Source organism: Pseudomonas sp. W2-17, assembly GCF_041060445.1.
In the GTDB taxonomy this organism is placed as follows: domain Bacteria; phylum Pseudomonadota; class Gammaproteobacteria; order Pseudomonadales; family Pseudomonadaceae; genus Aquipseudomonas.
In genome coordinates this window covers 231,656-249,092 of record NZ_JAUFNS010000003.1, presented here as the reverse complement: position 1 = coordinate 249,092, position 17,437 = coordinate 231,656, and the positions used below count along the sequence as shown (strand labels likewise).

Genomic DNA, 17,437 nt, shown 5'->3' with positions numbered 1-17,437 from the left:
TACTGTGACGGGGAAAATTCTTACATAAACTTCGTGAGTTCTGAATGCTTGTTCACAGGGCTCTGACTTACGTCGGTCAGCGGCTCTACTCCGGAGTGTTTGTCATGAAAAGCCTCATGGCTGTTTCGTTGTTGTTCTCGGTCGCAGTTTTCGGCGCTGACGCCATAACGGGGTCCACCGCGTGGGCCGCCCAAGGTGGCCTGATGTTTCATGGCAGCGTGGTGAATGCCGCGTGCGACGCCCAGGTCTTGAGCGCTCCGTCGGCGGCATTACTTCCGACAACCTTGCAGGCGGACCCTGACGTCACCGTGGGCCTGAGTCGCCACAACGACGCCTGCGGCAAAGGCGTTGTGCCCGTGCAGGCACGTTACACCGAACTGGTTTCCGACCCGCAGAACCCCCGCGCGGGAATTGTCACGCTGACCTACCAGTAGGCACTGCCTCCCCCCTCGATTCGCGATCCCCACTGACGACCCCGGTTCCATTGAGCCGGGGTTTTTCGTGGGTGAGACTTTTACATGGGCGCGTTTTTCAGGTCGGCGGTTAGGCGCCAGGCGCGAAGGTTGGTGAAGGTTCTTCGCGAGCGTTACTCCGCAAACCCCCGGCCGGCGAGGGCTCTGAAACAATAGCGTCATCTCCTACCGAAAGTTCCGACGCGCGCCACTGTCCTTTCAATCCACAGGATGTAGAACGCCTGACAGCCGATCCTGGAAGCGCTGCTTATAGTTCCTCTCGTCCTTTTGGGCACACACGAATCGACACAAGGAACGTCGTTATATGAAAAAGCTTTCTCTTACCCTGGCTATCGTGGCCGCAATGGGGCTTGGCATTTCCGGGACCGCGAATGCTGCGAACAACGGCAAACTTGTTTTCACCGGCACCCTGACCAATATCACGTGTGACATCGGCGCCGGGACTGGCGCCACCCCTGGCAACAACCCTGGCGAGATCAATGTCGACCTGGGCAACGTCTCGTTTTCCGATATCGGTCTTTTCGCCGACAACAAACTTGAAACCGCATCGCCCATCCAGCTGCTGGTCAATTGCACCGGCGGCGCCGCTCAATACAACACCGTGAACATGCGCTTCGTCGCCCGTCAGGGCAGCGGTCTGGATAACCTCGATCAGAAACTGCTGCGGGCTACCGGCGCGGCGGACGGCGTAGGCATCGGCCTGCTCAATGCGTCCAACCAGTTGATGGACCTGAGCGGCAACGAAACCATCGACACGCCGCTGGTCAAGGACGGCGCTGATGGCGCTACCGCCGAGATCAACTTCGGCGCCGTGTATGTCCTCAACGGCGCGACGACCAACCCGGGTAATGCGGACGGCTTCCTGCCGTTCGTGATGGATTACGAGTGATGTAGCAGGCGAGCGGGCAGTGCTCGCTCGCCTTTCTCACTCGCTCACTTCGTAACCAAGACGGTCTCACCATGTTTCCTGAATTCATTCGCGGCTCCGCCCTCTGGCTGGGGTTGCTTCTGGCTGCCCCGGCGCAGGCGGGCATCGTGCTCAACACCACGCGTGTCATCTACCAGGCCACGGACAAGGAGGTCAGTTTCGTTGTGAACAACAGCGGCACGGCTGACATCCTCGCCCAGTCATGGCTCGAAGCGCAGAGCGACACCGAGAATCTGCCCTTCGTCGTCACCCCGCCGCTGGCACGAATGGCAGGCAGTGCCCGGCAAATGATTCGGGTGATCTACGCCGGCGAAGGTTTGCCCAACGACCGCGAGTCGGTGTTCTGGCTCAACGTCCAGGAGATCCCGCAATCGGCCAAGGACAACCAGCTGCAGATCGCGATTCGCCAGCGCATCAAGCTCTTCTACCGGCCCGCCGGGCTGAATGGCGATCCCCTCGATGCGGCAAAAAGCCTGGAGTGGCGCGTACACGACGGCCAGCTGGAAGTCAGTAACCCGACGCCCTATCACGTGTCGATGATCCAGATCGACGCCCGGCAGCAGGGCAAGACGCTGTTCAAGGCGGACAGCAGGATGCTGGCGCCAAAGCAGACCGTCCAATTGCCGCTCACCAAACCGGCCAGCGGTCACGCGGTGGAGCTGCGGTTCATCAGCATCAACGATTTCGGCGCGCAGGAGCCGTACACCGCGAAGGTCGCCGGTGACCAGGCGACTCGAGCCATCAAGGTCGCCAACGCCATCACCCGGGCCGAGTAGCCACTCAGTCGGGACGGATTTTGCCCAGGTCTTTCTTCGGTCGCAGTCATGCGATCCCAGCGCCTTGCGCCTGCCAAACGTGGTTTGCCAGCGCCCTCGGAATCGAGAACACGAGTGAAACCCGCCAATGGAACCCCGAGATCACCAAAAGGGATATGCACGGATGGCAGCATGCTCTTCACACCTCGACCGCAGGCATCCGGCGCATGAGCCGTTTCGGATCAGCCCGATGGCGAGGATTATTCTTGCGTCGGCAGGGCTTGCGCTGGTGTCGCCTGCGCTGGCAATGACCGATCAGAGCAACGACACCGCCGATGTGAAATTCAATACCTCGTTCATTCAGGGCACCGATCAGCCCGCCGATCTCGCGACGTTTTTGCAAGGTAACAGCGTGGTCCCCGGAAGCTATCGGGTGGACGTCTACGTCAACCGTGTGCTGAGCGGGCGGCGTGACATCAACTTCGTCTCCAACGCCGCGAAAGGCACCGTTGAAGCCTGTCTCACCCTGGACATGCTCCGCCAGTTCGGCATGAACACCGATGCCGTGCAGGCCGGTGACGCTTCGCAGACAGCCTGTTTCGATCTCTCGACGCGGGTTGAATTTGCCCGCGTCGATTATCAGCCGGCGAGCCTGCGCCTGAACATCAGCATCCCTCAGGCAATGATGTCGCGCAGCGCTCGCGGTTACGTGCCGCCGGAGTTATGGGACGAGGGCGAGACGGTCGGTTTCGTGAATTACAACTTCAGCGGCGCGCGTCGCTCCCGCAGCGGTCAGGCTCAAGATCAGGATCAGTATTACCTGAGTGTTCGCAACGGCGTGAACCTCGGCGCCTGGCGACTGCGCAACGAGTCTTCGCTGACCTATGGCAATGATCAGCCTTACCGCTTTCGCAGCAATCGGACGTTCATCCAGCGTGACATCACCTCGCTGAAAAGCCAGCTGACCCTGGGCGAGACCTTTACCGATTCCCAGGTGTTCGACAGCGTTCGGTTCCTCGGCGCCATGGTGATGTCCGATGAGGGCATGCTGCCTGACAGCGAGCGGATTTTCGCGCCGGTCATTCGTGGTATTGCCGACACTAACGCATTGGTGGAAGTGCGGCAGAACGGTTTCATGCTGTACAGCGGCAACGTCTCGCCGGGCCCGTTCGAAATCACCGACATCTATCCCAGCGGGTCGAACGGCGATCTGGAAGTGACGGTGGTCGAAGCCGATGGCAGCAAGCGCGTCTTCGTCCAGGCCTATGCATCCCTGCCGATCATGGTGCCGAAAGGCGCATTGCGCTACAGCCTCGCTGCTGGTCAGTACGACAGCAACACGGAAGATGGCCTTTCACCCTCGTTCGCCAGCAGCACGCTGGTGTATGGCCTGACCGAGCGGGTGACGGCAGCGGGCGGCGTGCAAGTCGCCGAGGATTACCAGGCCGGCAACATTGGCGCGGGGGTCAACACCGGACTCGGCGCGGTGTCGCTGGACCTGACCCAGTCCCTCAGCCGACAGCGCGAGCAACGCTACAGTGGGCAGAGCCTGCGCGTGCGCTACGCCAATACGCTGGACTTGACCAACACCACACTCGCCGTGGCCGGTTATCGCTATTCAACCGATCAATACCTGACGTTCGACGACCATGTCGAGGCGTTGCAAGCGCGTAACGGATCAGCCAGCGGTCGCGCCAAAGATCGCATCGAAATCAGCCTGACCCAGGCGCTGCCGGAGCAGTCTGCGTCGCTGAGCTTTACCGGGTCGGAGCAGCGCTACTGGGACAGGGGCAACAAGACGCGCCAGCTTTATCTGTCGTGGAATTCGGCGTGGCGCAGCCTTAGCTACAACGTGTCGGTCGAGCGTAACCAGACCTTCGAACGCAGCGGCGAAAGCCAGTCCGACAACCGCATTGCGCTGACATTGAGCCTGCCGCTGGGAAGCGATTCCGGTTCATCGCGGCTGTTTGCCAATGCCGTTCGTGACAGCTCCGGCGCGTCCAGCCTGCAGTCCGGCTTGAACGGTCAACTGTTCGACGACCGCAACAGCTTCTACTCGCTGCAGGCCGGCCACGACAGTGCGTCGGGCTCATCGGGATTCGGCAAACTCAGCACCACCACGGCCTACGGACGTTTCGATGCGGGCTACGGTCAGGGCAGGGATTATCAGGCGCTGAGCATGGGCGCGTCGGGTTCGATGGTCGCCCACGCGGGCGGGGTGAATTTCGGTCAGCCCCTGGGCGAGACCTTCGCGCTCGTGCAGGTAAAAGGGGTCAGCGGCGCGCGGCTGAGCAATTTCAGCAACGTCGAAACCGCCGATAACGGTTACGCCATCCTGCCTTACGCCCAGCCATATCGAACCAACTGGGTCAACCTCGACACCCGCCAGTTGGGCGCCGATGTCGAGCTGGAGAATGCGGTGGATCAAGTCGTGCCCCGACGCGGCGCGGCGCCCTTGGTCAGCTTTCGCACGGCAATCGGTCGGCGTGTGCAATTCGAACTGGTGCGAGCCGATGGCAGCCGGTTGCCCATGGGGGCAGTGGTGGAAGACGAGCAGGGCAAGCCGCTGGCAACCGTCGACCCAAGCGGCCGGGCGCTGGTGCTGAGCGAGCGGGACAGCGGCGAGCTCATCGTTAAATGGACCGATCAGCAGTGCCGCGCAACCTTCGCGCTGCCGCCGAAAGAAGCCCATCGCAGCTACGATCGCCTGAAGGTGCAGTGCCAATGAAGCGCGCTTGTCTGTCAGGGCTTTTTCTGGCCGTCATCAGCGGCATGGCAGAAGGGGCCGTCTCACTGTCAGGCACCCGGTTGATCTTCGACGGCCGTTACAACGAGTCGACGATCGAGGTCAGCAACCGCGGTGATTCCGAGGCCCTGATTCAAGCCTGGCTCGATGCACCGCGCGCAGATGATCAACCGGGCCATGATCAACCCGGCGATGCGCGCGCAGCCGATCTGCCGTTTGCGTTGACCCCGCCTCTGGCGCGTCTGCCAGCCAAGGGCAGGCAGACCTTGCGCCTGCTCTATGAAGGCATCGGCCTGCCCCAGGACCGGGAGTCGATGCTGCACCTGTACGTGCTGGAAATTCCTCGGCGCAGCCCGGCGGTTCAGCAGTTGAGCATTGCCATCCGCCAACGCATCAACGTCTTCTATCGGCCAGCAGCGTTGACTGGCGACCCGGCCGATGCGGCGCAAACGCTGATCTGGCAACGCGCTCCATCAACCGATGCCACGCTTTCCGTGCGTAACCCGACGCCGTATCACGTTTCGCTGCAGGACCTGCGCATCAACGGAATCGAGGTCGCAGACCACCGGTTGCTGCCACCTTTTTCGGACGCCTCACTGACGCTGCCTGTCCTCGGTGTAAAGGGCTCAGTGCCTGAAACCTTGAGCTTCAAGGCCATGACCGATTACGGCGGACAGCGCGATTACTGCGCGCCGTTTCAGGGTGGGCAGCCCTTCGCAGTGCCGCTGCGCACGCCGGATTCACACTCACTCATAGGGAAATGCTGACATGAAAAGATCCATCATCCGAGGGTGGCTGACGCTGCCGATCACGTTGCTGATGACGCTATTGATGCCCGGTCTCGCCATGGCGCTGACCTGCAAGACCCAAGGCGCAGGCGAGTCGGTGGTTCGTGCGGACCTGAGCAGCACCGTCGCCATTCCCGCTAACCTGCCTGATGGCAGCGCGGTCTGGCGCTCGGAGCGACTGAACCTTGCGGTTGAGTGTGCCAGGGACGAACCGGGTGGCCCCGAGGATGTGTTCCTGTATCTGAACCCGGACAACCTGCAGATCGGACAGGGGATTCGCGCCGGACTCACGTTGAGTGGCATTGATTTCGTGCAGACCAGCGGGCGGGTTCCCACGCAACAGCAAGTGCCGGCCTGCACGGAGGCAGGTTCGGCCTGTCCGAGCGTCACGTTTAACCTGCCGTTTTCGGTGTTCATCCAGAAGTACGGCCCGACCCCGCCTTCTGGCGTCGCAAGTGGTTTGCACGACTACCGGATGTTCCAGCTCGATGGCGGCAGCGGGCAAAATCCCGGGCCCGACGCCACGCTCAGCTACGTCATCAACAACCTTGAGGGCCTGCGGTTCGTCGCCTGTGACGCTGAATTGCGGGTCATGCCCGAGACCGTGGATTTCGGTGACGTGGCCATCCGCAACGTGCGAGTAGGGGAGCCGGCTACCTTTCAGCGCTTCGCTCTGGCCACCAGCCGCACCTGCGAATCGCCGTTCAGCCTCAATGCGCGCATCACACCGGTGTCCGGGATACTCAAGGGTGATGTACTGGTGCCGGTCGACAATGACAGCATCGGCATTCGGATTACCCGTGCCCGCGATGACTCAACCGTGCCGTTCCACGAGCCCTTTCACCTGACCGATCTGCTGGAGGGTGATTACTCCGAGACGGCTGACTTCAACGCCCAGTTGCTGTGGCAAACCAGTGCGCCGACCGCGGGCCCGTTTTCAGCGGAAGTCATGGTGGATCTGTTCTACAAATAGGCGCGCGCAGTCGGTCTGTTGGCAGCAGCGATCCGGCGGCGATTCAGGTATGCTGCGCGGCCCTCGGGCGCCGCCCGTATTCTCGACCGTCTGCCATTCCGGAGCTTTCATGACCACCCCCGAACACACGCCCGCTCCTGATGCTCGTGAATCGCACGCTTCGGTCGACGCCCACGCTGCCCCGGCGGATACAAAACCTGCGATTCCGGCGTTCAGCTTCCCGTTCAAGCCGGGCGAGCTGTTGCAGGCGAAGAAGGATCAGCAGCACTACAAAGGCTCGGGCAAATCCAACCACGACAAGCGTCCGGGCGTTGCGCCATCAGGCACCCGTCGGTCGATGGGCAAGCGCTGATGACACCGTCGCAGGCGAGTACGCTGCCGGGAGAATCACCCGCCCGCCATGCTCACACTTCTTTGCGAAAGCTGTCCCGATACTGAGTCGGCGTCACCCCCAGGCGCTGACTGAAGATCAGCCGCATGCGCGCGGCGCTGCCAAATCCGCAGTGATACGCCACCGCCTTGATCGCCATTTCGCTGCCTTCCAGCAAATGGCGAGCGGCGTCGATGCGCGCACGCTGCACGAACTCCGCCGGTGTGACCTTGGCGTCGCGGGCAAATACCCGGGCGAACGTGCGGGGACTCATTGCCACCACGTCGGCCAGTCGCTCCACTGAAAACGGCTCGCCGATGTGCGCCATCACATAGCGCTGCACCTTGGCCACGGGCGAATCGTCATCTGCCGACGCCGTGAGGTACGGGCTGAATTGCGACTGCCCGCCCTGACGCTGAGCCACCACCAGCAGCCGCTTGGCCACCGCCAGGGAAATCGCCGGCCCGTGGTCCTCCGCCACCAATGCCAGCGCCATGTCGATGCCCGCCGTGACCCCGGCTGATGTGATGAGCGCACCGTCGCGAACATAAATGCGATCGGGCTCGACCCTCGCGCGGGGGAACTGATCGGCGAGTTGCTCCGAGTGGCTCCAATGGGTAGCGGCCTGCTTGCCGTCCAGCAAGCCGGCGTGGCCGAGGATGAATGCGCCGGTGCAGATCGAGCCGTAGCGGTGCGCCTGTGGCACGGCTTCCAGCAGCCAGTGGGTGATGGCGGGCATTTCCGCACCGTCTGGCAATGAGGGACCGCCGGGAATCAGAAGGATGTCGAACTGCTTCGGCGCGTCCGCCAGGGAATACTGCGCACCCAGTGGCATGCCGTTGGACGCAATGATCGGGTAGGGCGCCGCGCCGAGGGTGATGATCTCGTAGCCATCACCGTCGGGCAGGAATCGGTTGGCTTCGGCGAAGACGTCGAGCGGGCCGGCCACGTCCAGGGCCTGCACGTTGGGAAACAGCACGATCGCGACGCGCCTCATCCTACTTCTTAGGCAACGTGGTGACGTTATCCCACTCGGTAATCAGCGCTTTCTTGTTCTTGCGGTCGTAGAGGCACAGCTCGGTGCCGGTCTTGTTTTTCATGAACGCCTGTTTGTACTGACCTTTGATCAACAGTGCGTTGAAGCCGACGCTGTCATCGAAGGCCGCATCGGCGCCGGCCGGTTTGGCGTTTTTCAGGGAGCTGGCGCTGATACAACTGTCGACCAGGGTTTTGTTGAAGGCGGTCCACGCGTCCGGGCTGGAGGCATTGGTCTGGCCGGCAGCGGCGGCGGTGAGAACGAGCAACAGCGCGGTGTGCATCTTCACGGGTACGCATCTCCATGGCGTGAGCGGGTGAACGCGGCTCGGCGCAGATTCAGCGCGGTTCGAGTTCGTGGCGCTGAATATATTGCATACCGGCGCGCTCATACAGCCGGCGTGCGGCCAGATTGCTTTCCATCACCTTGAGGTCGACATGACCTTCACCGCGCTGGCGGAAAGCTTTGAACACCTGATTGAGCAGCGTGAGACCCAGGCCTTGACGGTGCGCGCGGGGGTGAACCACCAGATTGCGGATGAACGCGCTGGTCCAGCATTGCGCAACGGCCACCACACCTTCAGCGTCCTCAAGAACGAAACACAGCGCCGGATCAAACTCGGGATCAGTCTCGAAGGCGTCCAGCCAAGTGGCATAGTCTGCGACACGACCGCCGCCGTGCTCGCGACCCAGCACCAGCAATTGGTGAACGGCCGCGGCGTTCAGCGCGGTGAATTCCACGTGACGCACGGCGGCGGGCCAGCCCGGATCATGGAGTGCCGGGCCGAGGTCGCGGCGCATCAACCAGTAATGCGCGGTGGAGGCATCGCGTGCGGTCGGTCTCAGATTCCCTGAGCTTCGACCGTGCGGGCGGCTTCGATCAAGCATCGTGTCAGCTCGGGCGAGGAGAACTTGGTCAGAACAGCGTTGGCGCCGGCAGCATCGGCTTTTTCGGCATTCATCGCGCTGTCCAGCGAAGTGTGCAGCAGCACGTACAGTTCCTGGAAGTCCGGGGTCTCCCGAAGCGTGCGGGTGAGCGCGTAGCCGTCCATCTCCGACATCTCGATGTCGGACACCACCACGTTGATCTGCTGTGCGGTGCCTTGCAAATCGAGTAACTGATCAATGGCTTCCCGTGCACTGCGGGCGGTGTGGCATTCGATGCCCAGATTGCGCAGGGTAATCACCGATTGTTGCAGCGCCACCTGACTGTCATCGACCACCAGGATGCGCGCCTTCGCCAGCACTCTGGCGTCATCGGCACTCAGCTCGGCGCGTTCGGCGACGATCCGCGCCGGGGCGATACCGTGAATGACCTTCTCGATGTCCAGCACCTGAACCAGCGTCCCGTCCACCTGAGTCACGCCGGTGATGAACGACTTGTTGCCGGAGCCGAAGGGTGGCGGGCGAATGTCAGTGGTCAGGCAATGAACGATCTTGCTGACGGCCTGCACGTGCAGCCCCTGCTTTGACCGGCTGACATCGGTGACGATCAGGCAGCCGCCGTCCGGGTCCACCAAAGGACGCTCGCCAATGGCACGACTCAGGTCAATCACCGACAGCGGGTTGCCACGCAAGGTCGCGACCCCTTTGACGTGTGGGTGGGATTCCGGCAAACGCGTAAGGGGAGGGCAGGGGATGATTTCACTGACCTTGAGCAGGTTGATCGCCATCAGCTTTCCGCTGCGTAACGTGAACAGCAGAAGCGAGAGTGAATCTGCGCGGACGTTCTTGGACATATAAACCTTCTGTGATGCGTTGCCTGGCCGCGTGGGTTCGGCCAACAGCTTTCGATGACGGTTTATCGACCTGCCGAAGTCAGGCTTTAACCCCTTTTGATTTCCACGGCCGGGTGGCCAGTCCGAATCGCAGTCAATTTGACCGTAGTAAGGTCATTTTGACCCGCGATTCTACGAGGTCATATTGACTGTGCGCTGGCCGGGCCCTTGATTTCAGGCCCTGGGGTCGCTGGCACGATTCCTGAACTACCGAGGTAACGCTTACTCATCAGCTCGGGAGTTATTTATGTTGTCCGCATCGGATCGTGCCATCGTCAAGTCAACAGTGCCACTGCTGGAAAGCGGCGGAGAGGCGCTGATTACCCATTTCTACCAAATGCTCCTGGATCGATACCCGCAAGTGCGTCCACTGTTCAACAGGGCGCATCAGGCCAGTGGTGAACAGCCTCGCGCCCTGGCGAACGGGGTGTTGATGTACGCGCGGCATATCGATCAGCTTGATCAACTGGGCGATCTGGTCGCCAAAATCATCAACAAGCACGTGGCGCTGCAGATCCTCCCCGAGCACTACCCGCTCGTTGGCGAGTGCCTGCTTGAGTCGATTCGCGAGGTGCTGGGGAAGGAAGTCGCAACTGACGAGGTCATCACTGCGTGGGGCAACGCCTACGGACAACTGGCCGACATTTTGATCGGCGCGGAAAAAGCCATCTACGACGAGAAAGCCCAGGCAGCAGGCGGCTGGCGAGGTGAGCGTGAATTCAAGGTGGTGGCCAAAACGCCGGAGAGCGCGGAAATCACGTCGTTCTACTTTGCGCCGGCAGATGACCAGCCGATCCTGCAATTCACCGCCGGCCAGTACATCGGCATGCAGTTGCACGTGAACGGCGAAGAGATCCACCGCAATTACTCGTTATCGGCCCTGGCCGGGAACAAGCAGTACCGCATCAGCGTGAAACGCGAGCCTGATGGAGTCGCCTCCAATTATCTGCACGATCAGCTGCAGGTCGGCGACAGCATCAATCTGTACCCGCCCTCCGGAGAATTCACCCTGACCGACAGCGACAAACCGCTGGTGCTCATCAGCGGTGGCGTCGGCATCACGCCAACCCTGACCATGCTGGAGGCGGCGTTGCCGACTCAGCGGCCGATCTACTTCATCCACTGCGCGCGCAACGGCTCGGTCCATGCGTTTCGCGACTGGATCGAGAGCCTGGCGAGCAAGCATCCTCAGCTCAAGCGTTTCTATTGCTACGCCGAAGATGACGGCGTCAGCCCGGCGGCCCATGCGACGGGGCTGCTCGATCAGGCGCGCCTTGAGCAATGGCTGCCGGAGAATCGCGACGTCGATGCGTACTTCCTGGGGCCTAAAGGCTTCATGGCGGCGATCAAGCGTCAACTGAAAGCGGCCGGCGTGCCCGATGCCCAGGCGCGGTATGAATTCTTCGGTCCTGCGTCAGCATTGGAATAATCACTGCGACAATTAGACGCATCCTACATATATAGAAGGATTCCGTGCTGCGACTCGTCGCTGCGACAAAAAGCCGCACGCTTCTATATATAGGCAGGAAACAGGAGGGCCCACACTAGCGTTTGAATTGGAATCTTAATGCTCGGCTAATGCAGCCGTGTTCACCATTGCGCGGTTACGGCGGTGGACCGGAAGGCGGTCACGTTCGGCTGCGAACGGCACTGCGTGAACGGGGCGTCGTGACGGTGATAGAATCGCCGCCTTTGCGGGGCGTCCGGGCCGCAACGCTCCACATCCGTCGATCCGGATGACTCCAATTCAAAGGGCATGTGAATGACTGAAGAGATGTTGTACCTGCGGCGTGAAAAGCAGTTTTTGGTGTTGCTGGGCATCATCTGCCTGGCGTTGATCGGCGGCGCCTTGTACATGCAGGTGGTGCTGGGCGAAGCGCCTTGCCCGCTGTGCATCCTGCAGCGGTATGCACTGTTGTTCATCGCGGTGTTCGCGTTCATCGGCGCGGCAATGCCGGGCCGTCTGAGCCTGACCATCTGCGAAGCGCTGGTGGTGTTGAGCGCCGTGGGCGGGCTGGTTACCGCCGGGCGTCACGTGTACATCCAGACCCACCCGACCGAAAGCTGCGGCATCGATGTGCTGCAGCCGATTGTCGACGGTCTGCCCCTGGCGTCTCTATTTCCGCTAGGCTTTCAGGTAGGTGGTTTCTGCGAGACGCCATATCCGCCAGTTCTCGGTTTGTCTCTGGCGCAATGGGCGTTAGTGGCATTCGTACTGACTGTTGTGCTGGTTCCGGCCGGCATTATTCGTAACCGGATGAAAGCGCGCTGATTACAAAGTGTTGCGTAACAAAGCCCCGGAAATCCCTCAACAGAACCGGGGCTTTGCCCAGTTTCAGGGTGCGGCATAACACCGCATTTTTACCGAACGTGAAATTAACTGTTGCGCAGAAACTTATAGTCAATAAAACTTTACGTATCTACAATCGCCCCCAATTCACGCCCCCCCTCATTTGCGGGACGGTGTAAATCGAGGTTATGGAGCGTCTTTTCGCTCTAGTAGACGCGGTTCGAATGGCCTCCCGAGTCACGTTCTGAATGTCTGCGCCAAGGGATAGGGTCCGCATTAGCGGGTGCCACCATTCGAATAAGAAACCAAAGCTCAACCCGGATTTGTTGTGAGGCCCCATGCTTCCTGACAGGCCCCTTTTCAATCCAAGCATTTGCCAGCACCTGGCAGGGTGAAGTGTTGGCGGTCGAAACCCAACTGCGATGCGAAAGCTGCTTTTAGAGGTCGTGAGATGAGTAAAAAAAGGTACCCCAGGTTTTTTGGCTTCTTGGCCCTTTTCAGCATGCTCCTGCTCAGCGGGTGCGATTACACCCTGCTGGATCCCAAAGGCCATGTGGGCGTTCAAGAGCGTGACCTGATCATCACTGCTACCTTGCTGATGCTGCTGGTGGTGGTGCCGGTCATTTTCATGACCATCATCTTCGCCTGGAAGTATCGCGCTACCAACAAGAGCGCGACGTACACGCCTGACTGGGCGCATTCGACCCGGATTGAGCTGGTGGTCTGGCTGGTTCCATTGGCCATCATCATCGTGCTCGGCTATGTGACCTACAAGTCGACCCACGCGCTGGACCCTTACCGTCCGCTCGAGTCAGACGTCAAGCCGCTGACCATTGAAGTGGTCGCACTGGACTGGAAATGGCTGTTCATCTATCCGGAACAGGGCATCGCCACCGTTAACAAGATCGTGTTCCCGGCCAACACGCCGATCAATTTCCGCATCACTTCCGATTCGGTCATGAACTCGTTCTTCATCCCTGCGCTGGGCGGCCAGATCTACGCGATGGCCGGCATGCAGACCAAGCTGCACCTGATCGCCAATGAAAACGGCGAGTTCGATGGTATCTCCGCCAACTACAGCGGCGCAGGTTTCACCGGCATGAAATTCAAGGCGACTGCCACCTCACAGGCTGATTTCGACGCCTGGGTTGCTGACGTCAAGAATTCACCTAAAACACTGGCAACGGCCGAATACGCCGCGCTGGCCAAGCCTAGCGAACGTAACCCCGTTGAACTCTACTCCTCGGTCACTCCGAACCTGTTCCAGATCATCATCGACAAGTATGAAGGTATGAAGCCGGGCAAGATTGTCCATGAGAAGAAAGAAGTAGCAGGTACGGAAGGGATGGACATGGGTAAGCATTCAGCTGCGCAGGCAGAGGAGTAAACGATGTTTGGTAAATTAAGTCTGGACGCGATTCCGTTCCACGAGCCGATAGTCATGATCACGGTCGCCATGATCGCGATCGGTGGTGCGGCATTGCTGGGTCTGATCACGTACTTCAAGAAGTGGACTTACCTCTACACCGAGTGGCTGACGTCTGTCGACCACAAGAAAATCGGTGTCATGTACATCGTCATTGCAATGGTCATGCTGCTGCGCGGCTTTGCCGACGCCGTGCTGATGCGTTCGCAATTGGCCATGGCCACTGAAGGCTCACCCGGCTACCTGCCGCCTGAGCACTATGACCAGATCTTCACCGCTCACGGTGTGATCATGATCATCTTCATGGCGATGCCGTTCTTCACCGGCCTGATGAACATCGTCGTGCCTCTGCAGATTGGCGCTCGCGACGTTGCCTTCCCGTTCCTGAACTCCTTGAGCCTCTATCTGCTGATCTCCGGCGTGATTCTGGTCAACGTGTCGCTGGGCGTCGGCGAGTTCGCACGTACCGGTTGGGTGGCCTATCCACCGCTGTCGGAACTGGGCTATAGCCCGGGCGTGGGTGTGGATTACTACATCTGGGCACTGCAGCTGTCAGGACTGGGGACAACGTTAACCGGGGTCAACTTCCTGGTTACCGTGCTGAAGATGCGTACCCCTGGCATGAAACTGATGGACATGCCGATCTTCACCTGGACCTGCACCTGGGCCAACGTCCTGATCGTGGCTTCGTTCCCGATCCTGACCGGCACCCTGGCGTTCCTGACCCTCGACCGTTATCTGGACTTCCACATCTTCACGAACGAGTTGGGTGGTAACCCGATGATGTACGTGAACCTGTTCTGGGCGTGGGGTCACCCTGAGGTTTACATCCTGATTCTGCCGGCGTTCGGGGTCTTCTCCGAAGTCATCTCGACGTTCACCGGCAAGCGTCTGTTCGGCCACCACTCGATGATCTACGCCTCCGGTGCGATCTCGATCCTCGGCTTTATGGTCTGGCTGCACCACTTCTTCACCATGGGTTCGGGTGCAAGCGTCAACGCCTTCTTCGGTTTGGCGACGATGCTGATTTCCATCCCGACGGGTGTGAAACTGTTCAACTGGCTGTTCACGATCTATCAGGGACGTCTGCGCTTCACCGCGCCAGTCTTGTGGACCCTGGGCTTCATGGTCACCTTCTCTATCGGTGGTATGACCGGCGTACTGCTGGCTATCCCGGGTGCCGACTTCGTTCTGCACAACAGCCTGTTCGTGATCGCGCACTTCCATAACGTGATCATCGGTGGTGCTGTGTTCGGTTACATCGCCGGCTTCGCGTTCTGGTTCCCTAAAGCGTTCGGCTTCAAGCTGAACGAGAAGTGGGGCAAGGCAGCATTCTGGTTCTGGATCTCGGGTTTCTACGTCGCCTTCATGCCGCTGTACGCATTGGGCTTCATGGGCATGACCCGTCGCCTGAACACCACTGACAACCCGGACTGGACGCCGTACCTGCACGTTGCGTTCGTCGGTGCATTGCTGATCGCTGTCGGTATCGCCTGCCAGCTGATCCAGATCTTCGTGAGTATCCGTGACCGCGAGCAGAACCGCGATCTGACCGGTGACCCATGGAATGGTCACACCCTGGAATGGTCCACTTCGTCGCCACCGCCTTTCTACAACTTTGCAGAAATGCCGAAAGCCAACGAGATCGACCCGTTCTATGCCGCCAAGCGTGATGGCGAGGCGTACAAGGTTCCGGCCAAGTACTCCGACATCCACATGCCGAACAACACGGCGACGGGCATGATCATGGGCGGCCTGCTGACCGTCTTCGGTTTCGCGATGATCTGGCACATCTTCTGGCTGGCGGCTGTCAGCCTGATCGGCACGATCGTTTACTTCGTGATTCACGCGGCACGTGACGATCAGGGCTACATGGTTCCTGCATCCGAAGTGGCACGCATCGAAGGCGAGCAACACGCGATCCTGGCTCGTGTGCGCAATGGTCAGACAAACACTCCTGTCAACAAGCTGGAGCAGGCATAAACAATGTCGAACTTAGTATTTGATGGTGCGAAGGGTCACGACCACGGTCATGACCACGAGCACGACCATGGTCACCATGACGCCGGCGAGATGAAGATCTACGGCTTCTGGATCTACCTGATGACCGACTGCATTCTGTTTGCGTCGATCTTCGCCATTTACGCGGTACTGGTTAACAACGTTGCGGGTGGCCCTGCGGGCCACGACATCTTCGAACTGCCTTACGTGCTTGGCGAAACCGCCTGCCTGTTGCTCAGCTCGATCACCTACGGCTTCGCCATGCTGGCGATGCACAAGGGCAACAAGTCGGGCGTTCTCGGTTGGTTGTTCGTGACCTTCCTGTTCGGCCTGGGCTTCATCGGCATGGAGATCAACGAGTTCCACCTGCTGATCTCCGAAGGTTACGGTCCTAACCGCAGCGGCTTCCTGTCGGCGTTCTTCACGCTGGTCGGCACTCACGGTCTGCACGTGACCAGCGGCCTGATCTGGATGGCGATCATGATGTATCAGGTCTCCAAGCACGGTCTGACCGGGACCAACCAGACGCGCCTGAGCATGCTCAGCCTGTTCTGGCACTTCCTGGACGTTGTCTGGATCTGTGTGTTCACCGTTGTCTATCTGATGGGGACCATTTAAATGGCGAATTCACATCACTCCCATGACGCCGCCGGCCATGAGCCTGCCGCCCACGGCAGCTTCAAGTCCTACATGGTCGGTTTCGTACTGTCGATCATCCTGACCGCGGTTCCGTTCGGTCTGGTGATGTTCCCGACGATCTCGAAAGTGGCCACGCTGTGGGTCGTTCTGATCTTTGCAGTCGTGCAGGTTCTGGTTCACCTGGTGTACTTCCTGCACCTTGACCGCTCGGCAGCACAGCGCAACAACGTCATCGCGTTTGCCTTTGCTGGCCTTGTGATCGTGCTGCTGGTTGGTTTGAGCACCTGGATCATGTTCAGCATTCACACCGCCATGATGGCGAAGTGAGGAAAACCTGATGTCACTGAAGCACTTTATCCAAATCACCAAACCGGGGATCATTTTCGGTAACGTGCTTTCGGTGGCAGGTGGCTTTTTTCTGGCTTCCAAGGGACATGTCGATATCGGCCTGTTCCTGGCAGCCGTGATCGGGACTTCATTGGTGGTGGCTTCTGGCTGCGTGTTCAACAATTGCATCGATCGCGATATCGATGTGAAGATGGAGCGCACCAAGAATCGGGTGCTGGTGCAAGGATTGGTGTCAGTGAAACTGGCACTGATCTACGCCACTGTGCTGGGTGTTGTCGGCGTCGGCCTGCTGTACACCAAGGCCAACGCACTGGCGGCACTGTTTGCCGTGATCGGCTTCGTGATCTACGTCGGCTTCTACAGCCTGTACCTGAAGCGCAGATCGGTTCATGGCACGTTGGTGGGCAGCCTGTCGGGCGCGATGCCTCCGGTCATTGGTTACGTCGCGGTCAGCAACACCTTCGACCTCGCAGCGCTGACCTTGCTGGTGATGTTCAGCCTTTGGCAGATGCCTCACTCGTACGCCATCGCGATTTTCCGCTTCAACGACTATCGGGCTGCCTCGATTCCGGTCCTGCCGGTCAAGCGCGGTATCCGGGTCGCCAAGCGGCACATCCTGATCTACATCCTGGCTTTCCTGCTGGCGACCTTGATGCTGACCTTCGGCGGTTACGCCGGGCTCAATTATCTGGCCGTCGCAGCGGCGATGGGCATGTACTGGTTGTACATGGCCTGGACCGGCTACAAAGCCAAAGACGACACTGTTTGGGCACGCAAGTTGTTCGTGTTCTCCATCTTCACCATCACAGCCTTGAGCGTGGCGATGTCGCTGGATTTTCAGGTAACTAAGGAGCTGTTGGTTACATACGCAGCGCCTTAGTCGCCTG

At 59.9% G+C, this 17,437-nt stretch carries 18 protein-coding genes; 14 read left to right on the top strand and 4 right to left on the bottom strand.

What is annotated here, in order from left to right:
* The first annotated feature begins 104 nt into the window (after window positions 1–104).
* The 7 genes from QWI20_RS05275 (at window position 105) to QWI20_RS05245 (ending at window position 7,015) form a co-directional block, all read left to right on the top strand.
* The gene (locus tag QWI20_RS05275) at window positions 105–434 is read left to right on the top strand and encodes a hypothetical protein (RefSeq protein ID WP_369304513.1); all 330 of its coding nucleotides are present in this window, start codon (window positions 105–107) and stop codon (window positions 432–434) included.
* Window positions 435–777: 343 nt separating this feature from the next.
* The gene (locus QWI20_RS05270) at window positions 778–1,362 is read left to right on the top strand and encodes a fimbrial protein (RefSeq protein ID WP_282370418.1); all 585 of its coding nucleotides are present in this window, start codon (window positions 778–780) and stop codon (window positions 1,360–1,362) included.
* Window positions 1,363–1,433: 71 nt separating this feature from the next.
* Complete coding sequence (locus QWI20_RS05265; RefSeq protein ID WP_369304512.1) at window positions 1,434–2,177, top strand: molecular chaperone; 744 nt, start codon at window positions 1,434–1,436, stop codon at window positions 2,175–2,177.
* Between the two features lie 286 nt (window positions 2,178–2,463).
* On the top strand, window positions 2,464–4,884 hold the full coding sequence (locus tag QWI20_RS05260; RefSeq protein ID WP_369304598.1) for a fimbria/pilus outer membrane usher protein: 2,421 nt from the start codon (window positions 2,464–2,466) through the stop codon (window positions 4,882–4,884).
* The gene (locus QWI20_RS05255; protein ID WP_369304511.1) at window positions 4,881–5,669 is read left to right on the top strand and encodes a molecular chaperone; all 789 of its coding nucleotides are present in this window, start codon (window positions 4,881–4,883) and stop codon (window positions 5,667–5,669) included. The genes QWI20_RS05260 and QWI20_RS05255 overlap by 4 nt, the downstream gene beginning before the upstream one ends.
* A gap of 1 nt (window position 5,670) precedes the next feature.
* Window positions 5,671–6,663, top strand: a complete 993-nt coding sequence (locus QWI20_RS05250; RefSeq protein ID WP_369304510.1) for a fimbrial protein — start codon at window positions 5,671–5,673, stop codon at window positions 6,661–6,663.
* A 109-nt stretch (window positions 6,664–6,772) separates the two neighbouring features.
* On the top strand, window positions 6,773–7,015 hold the full coding sequence (locus tag QWI20_RS05245; RefSeq protein WP_369304509.1) for a hypothetical protein: 243 nt from the start codon (window positions 6,773–6,775) through the stop codon (window positions 7,013–7,015).
* 52 nt (window positions 7,016–7,067) lie between these two features.
* On the opposite strand, the gene QWI20_RS05240 is transcribed toward QWI20_RS05245, so the two are convergent.
* The 4 genes from QWI20_RS05240 to QWI20_RS05225 are packed head-to-tail and all read right to left on the bottom strand — an operon-like array spanning window position 7,068 to window position 9,807.
* On the bottom strand, window positions 7,068–8,030 hold the full coding sequence (locus QWI20_RS05240) for a GlxA family transcriptional regulator (RefSeq protein ID WP_369304508.1): 963 nt from the start codon (window positions 8,028–8,030) through the stop codon (window positions 7,068–7,070).
* A 1-nt stretch (window position 8,031) separates the two neighbouring features.
* On the bottom strand, window positions 8,032–8,358 hold the full coding sequence (locus QWI20_RS05235; protein ID WP_369304507.1) for a hypothetical protein: 327 nt from the start codon (window positions 8,356–8,358) through the stop codon (window positions 8,032–8,034).
* Window positions 8,359–8,407: 49 nt separating this feature from the next.
* Window positions 8,408–8,869, bottom strand: coding sequence for a GNAT family N-acetyltransferase (locus QWI20_RS05230; RefSeq protein WP_369304506.1), 462 nt, complete (start codon window positions 8,867–8,869; stop codon window positions 8,408–8,410).
* 41 nt (window positions 8,870–8,910) lie between these two features.
* Window positions 8,911–9,807 (bottom strand): chemotaxis protein CheV, encoded by an 897-nt coding sequence (locus QWI20_RS05225; protein ID WP_369304505.1) that lies wholly within the window; start codon window positions 9,805–9,807, stop codon window positions 8,911–8,913.
* Between the two features lie 286 nt (window positions 9,808–10,093).
* Here QWI20_RS05225 and hmpA point away from each other — a divergent pair, with 286 nt between their 5' ends.
* From hmpA to cyoE, 7 genes are all read left to right on the top strand, one after another.
* Window positions 10,094–11,275 carry an NO-inducible flavohemoprotein gene (hmpA, locus tag QWI20_RS05220; protein WP_369304504.1) on the top strand — a complete coding sequence of 394 codons (1,182 nt, stop codon included), beginning with the start codon at window positions 10,094–10,096 and terminating at the stop codon, window positions 11,273–11,275.
* A gap of 333 nt (window positions 11,276–11,608) precedes the next feature.
* The gene (locus QWI20_RS05215; RefSeq protein ID WP_192170721.1) at window positions 11,609–12,118 is read left to right on the top strand and encodes a disulfide bond formation protein B; all 510 of its coding nucleotides are present in this window, start codon (window positions 11,609–11,611) and stop codon (window positions 12,116–12,118) included.
* Between the two features lie 469 nt (window positions 12,119–12,587).
* Window positions 12,588–13,523, top strand: a complete 936-nt coding sequence (gene cyoA / locus QWI20_RS05210) for a ubiquinol oxidase subunit II (protein ID WP_192170722.1) — start codon at window positions 12,588–12,590, stop codon at window positions 13,521–13,523.
* A gap of 3 nt (window positions 13,524–13,526) precedes the next feature.
* Complete coding sequence (gene cyoB, locus QWI20_RS05205) at window positions 13,527–15,545, top strand: cytochrome o ubiquinol oxidase subunit I (RefSeq protein WP_369304503.1); 2,019 nt, start codon at window positions 13,527–13,529, stop codon at window positions 15,543–15,545.
* A 3-nt stretch (window positions 15,546–15,548) separates the two neighbouring features.
* Window positions 15,549–16,181, top strand: a complete 633-nt coding sequence (locus QWI20_RS05200; protein ID WP_074886388.1) for a cytochrome o ubiquinol oxidase subunit III — start codon at window positions 15,549–15,551, stop codon at window positions 16,179–16,181.
* Window positions 16,182–16,529, top strand: a complete 348-nt coding sequence (gene cyoD / locus QWI20_RS05195; RefSeq protein ID WP_369304502.1) for a cytochrome o ubiquinol oxidase subunit IV — start codon at window positions 16,182–16,184, stop codon at window positions 16,527–16,529. It begins immediately after the preceding gene.
* Between the two features lie 10 nt (window positions 16,530–16,539).
* Window positions 16,540–17,430: a heme o synthase gene (gene cyoE, locus QWI20_RS05190; RefSeq protein WP_074886382.1), complete on the top strand. Its 891-nt coding sequence runs from the start codon at window positions 16,540–16,542 to the stop codon at window positions 17,428–17,430.
* Window positions 17,431–17,437 lie beyond the last annotated feature (7 nt).

Coding starts and splice junctions, on each gene's coding strand:
- QWI20_RS05275 (WP_369304513.1), top strand. CDS start 105: ATGAAAAGCCTCATGGCTGTTTCGTTGTTGTTCTCGGTCGCAGTTTTC.
- QWI20_RS05270 (WP_282370418.1), top strand. CDS start 778: ATGAAAAAGCTTTCTCTTACCCTGGCTATCGTGGCCGCAATGGGGCTT.
- QWI20_RS05265 (WP_369304512.1), top strand. CDS start 1,434: ATGTTTCCTGAATTCATTCGCGGCTCCGCCCTCTGGCTGGGGTTGCTT.
- QWI20_RS05260 (WP_369304598.1), top strand. CDS start 2,464: ATGACCGATCAGAGCAACGACACCGCCGATGTGAAATTCAATACCTCG.
- QWI20_RS05255 (WP_369304511.1), top strand. CDS start 4,881: ATGAAGCGCGCTTGTCTGTCAGGGCTTTTTCTGGCCGTCATCAGCGGC.
- QWI20_RS05250 (WP_369304510.1), top strand. CDS start 5,671: ATGAAAAGATCCATCATCCGAGGGTGGCTGACGCTGCCGATCACGTTG.
- QWI20_RS05245 (WP_369304509.1), top strand. CDS start 6,773: ATGACCACCCCCGAACACACGCCCGCTCCTGATGCTCGTGAATCGCAC.
- QWI20_RS05240 (WP_369304508.1), bottom strand. CDS start 8,030: ATGAGGCGCGTCGCGATCGTGCTGTTTCCCAACGTGCAGGCCCTGGAC.
- QWI20_RS05230 (WP_369304506.1), bottom strand. CDS start 8,869: ATGCGCCGCGACCTCGGCCCGGCACTCCATGATCCGGGCTGGCCCGCC.
- QWI20_RS05225 (WP_369304505.1), bottom strand. CDS start 9,807: ATGTCCAAGAACGTCCGCGCAGATTCACTCTCGCTTCTGCTGTTCACG.
- hmpA (WP_369304504.1), top strand. CDS start 10,094: ATGTTGTCCGCATCGGATCGTGCCATCGTCAAGTCAACAGTGCCACTG.
- QWI20_RS05215 (WP_192170721.1), top strand. CDS start 11,609: ATGACTGAAGAGATGTTGTACCTGCGGCGTGAAAAGCAGTTTTTGGTG.
- cyoA (WP_192170722.1), top strand. CDS start 12,588: ATGAGTAAAAAAAGGTACCCCAGGTTTTTTGGCTTCTTGGCCCTTTTC.
- cyoB (WP_369304503.1), top strand. CDS start 13,527: ATGTTTGGTAAATTAAGTCTGGACGCGATTCCGTTCCACGAGCCGATA.
- QWI20_RS05200 (WP_074886388.1), top strand. CDS start 15,549: ATGTCGAACTTAGTATTTGATGGTGCGAAGGGTCACGACCACGGTCAT.
- cyoD (WP_369304502.1), top strand. CDS start 16,182: ATGGCGAATTCACATCACTCCCATGACGCCGCCGGCCATGAGCCTGCC.
- cyoE (WP_074886382.1), top strand. CDS start 16,540: ATGTCACTGAAGCACTTTATCCAAATCACCAAACCGGGGATCATTTTC.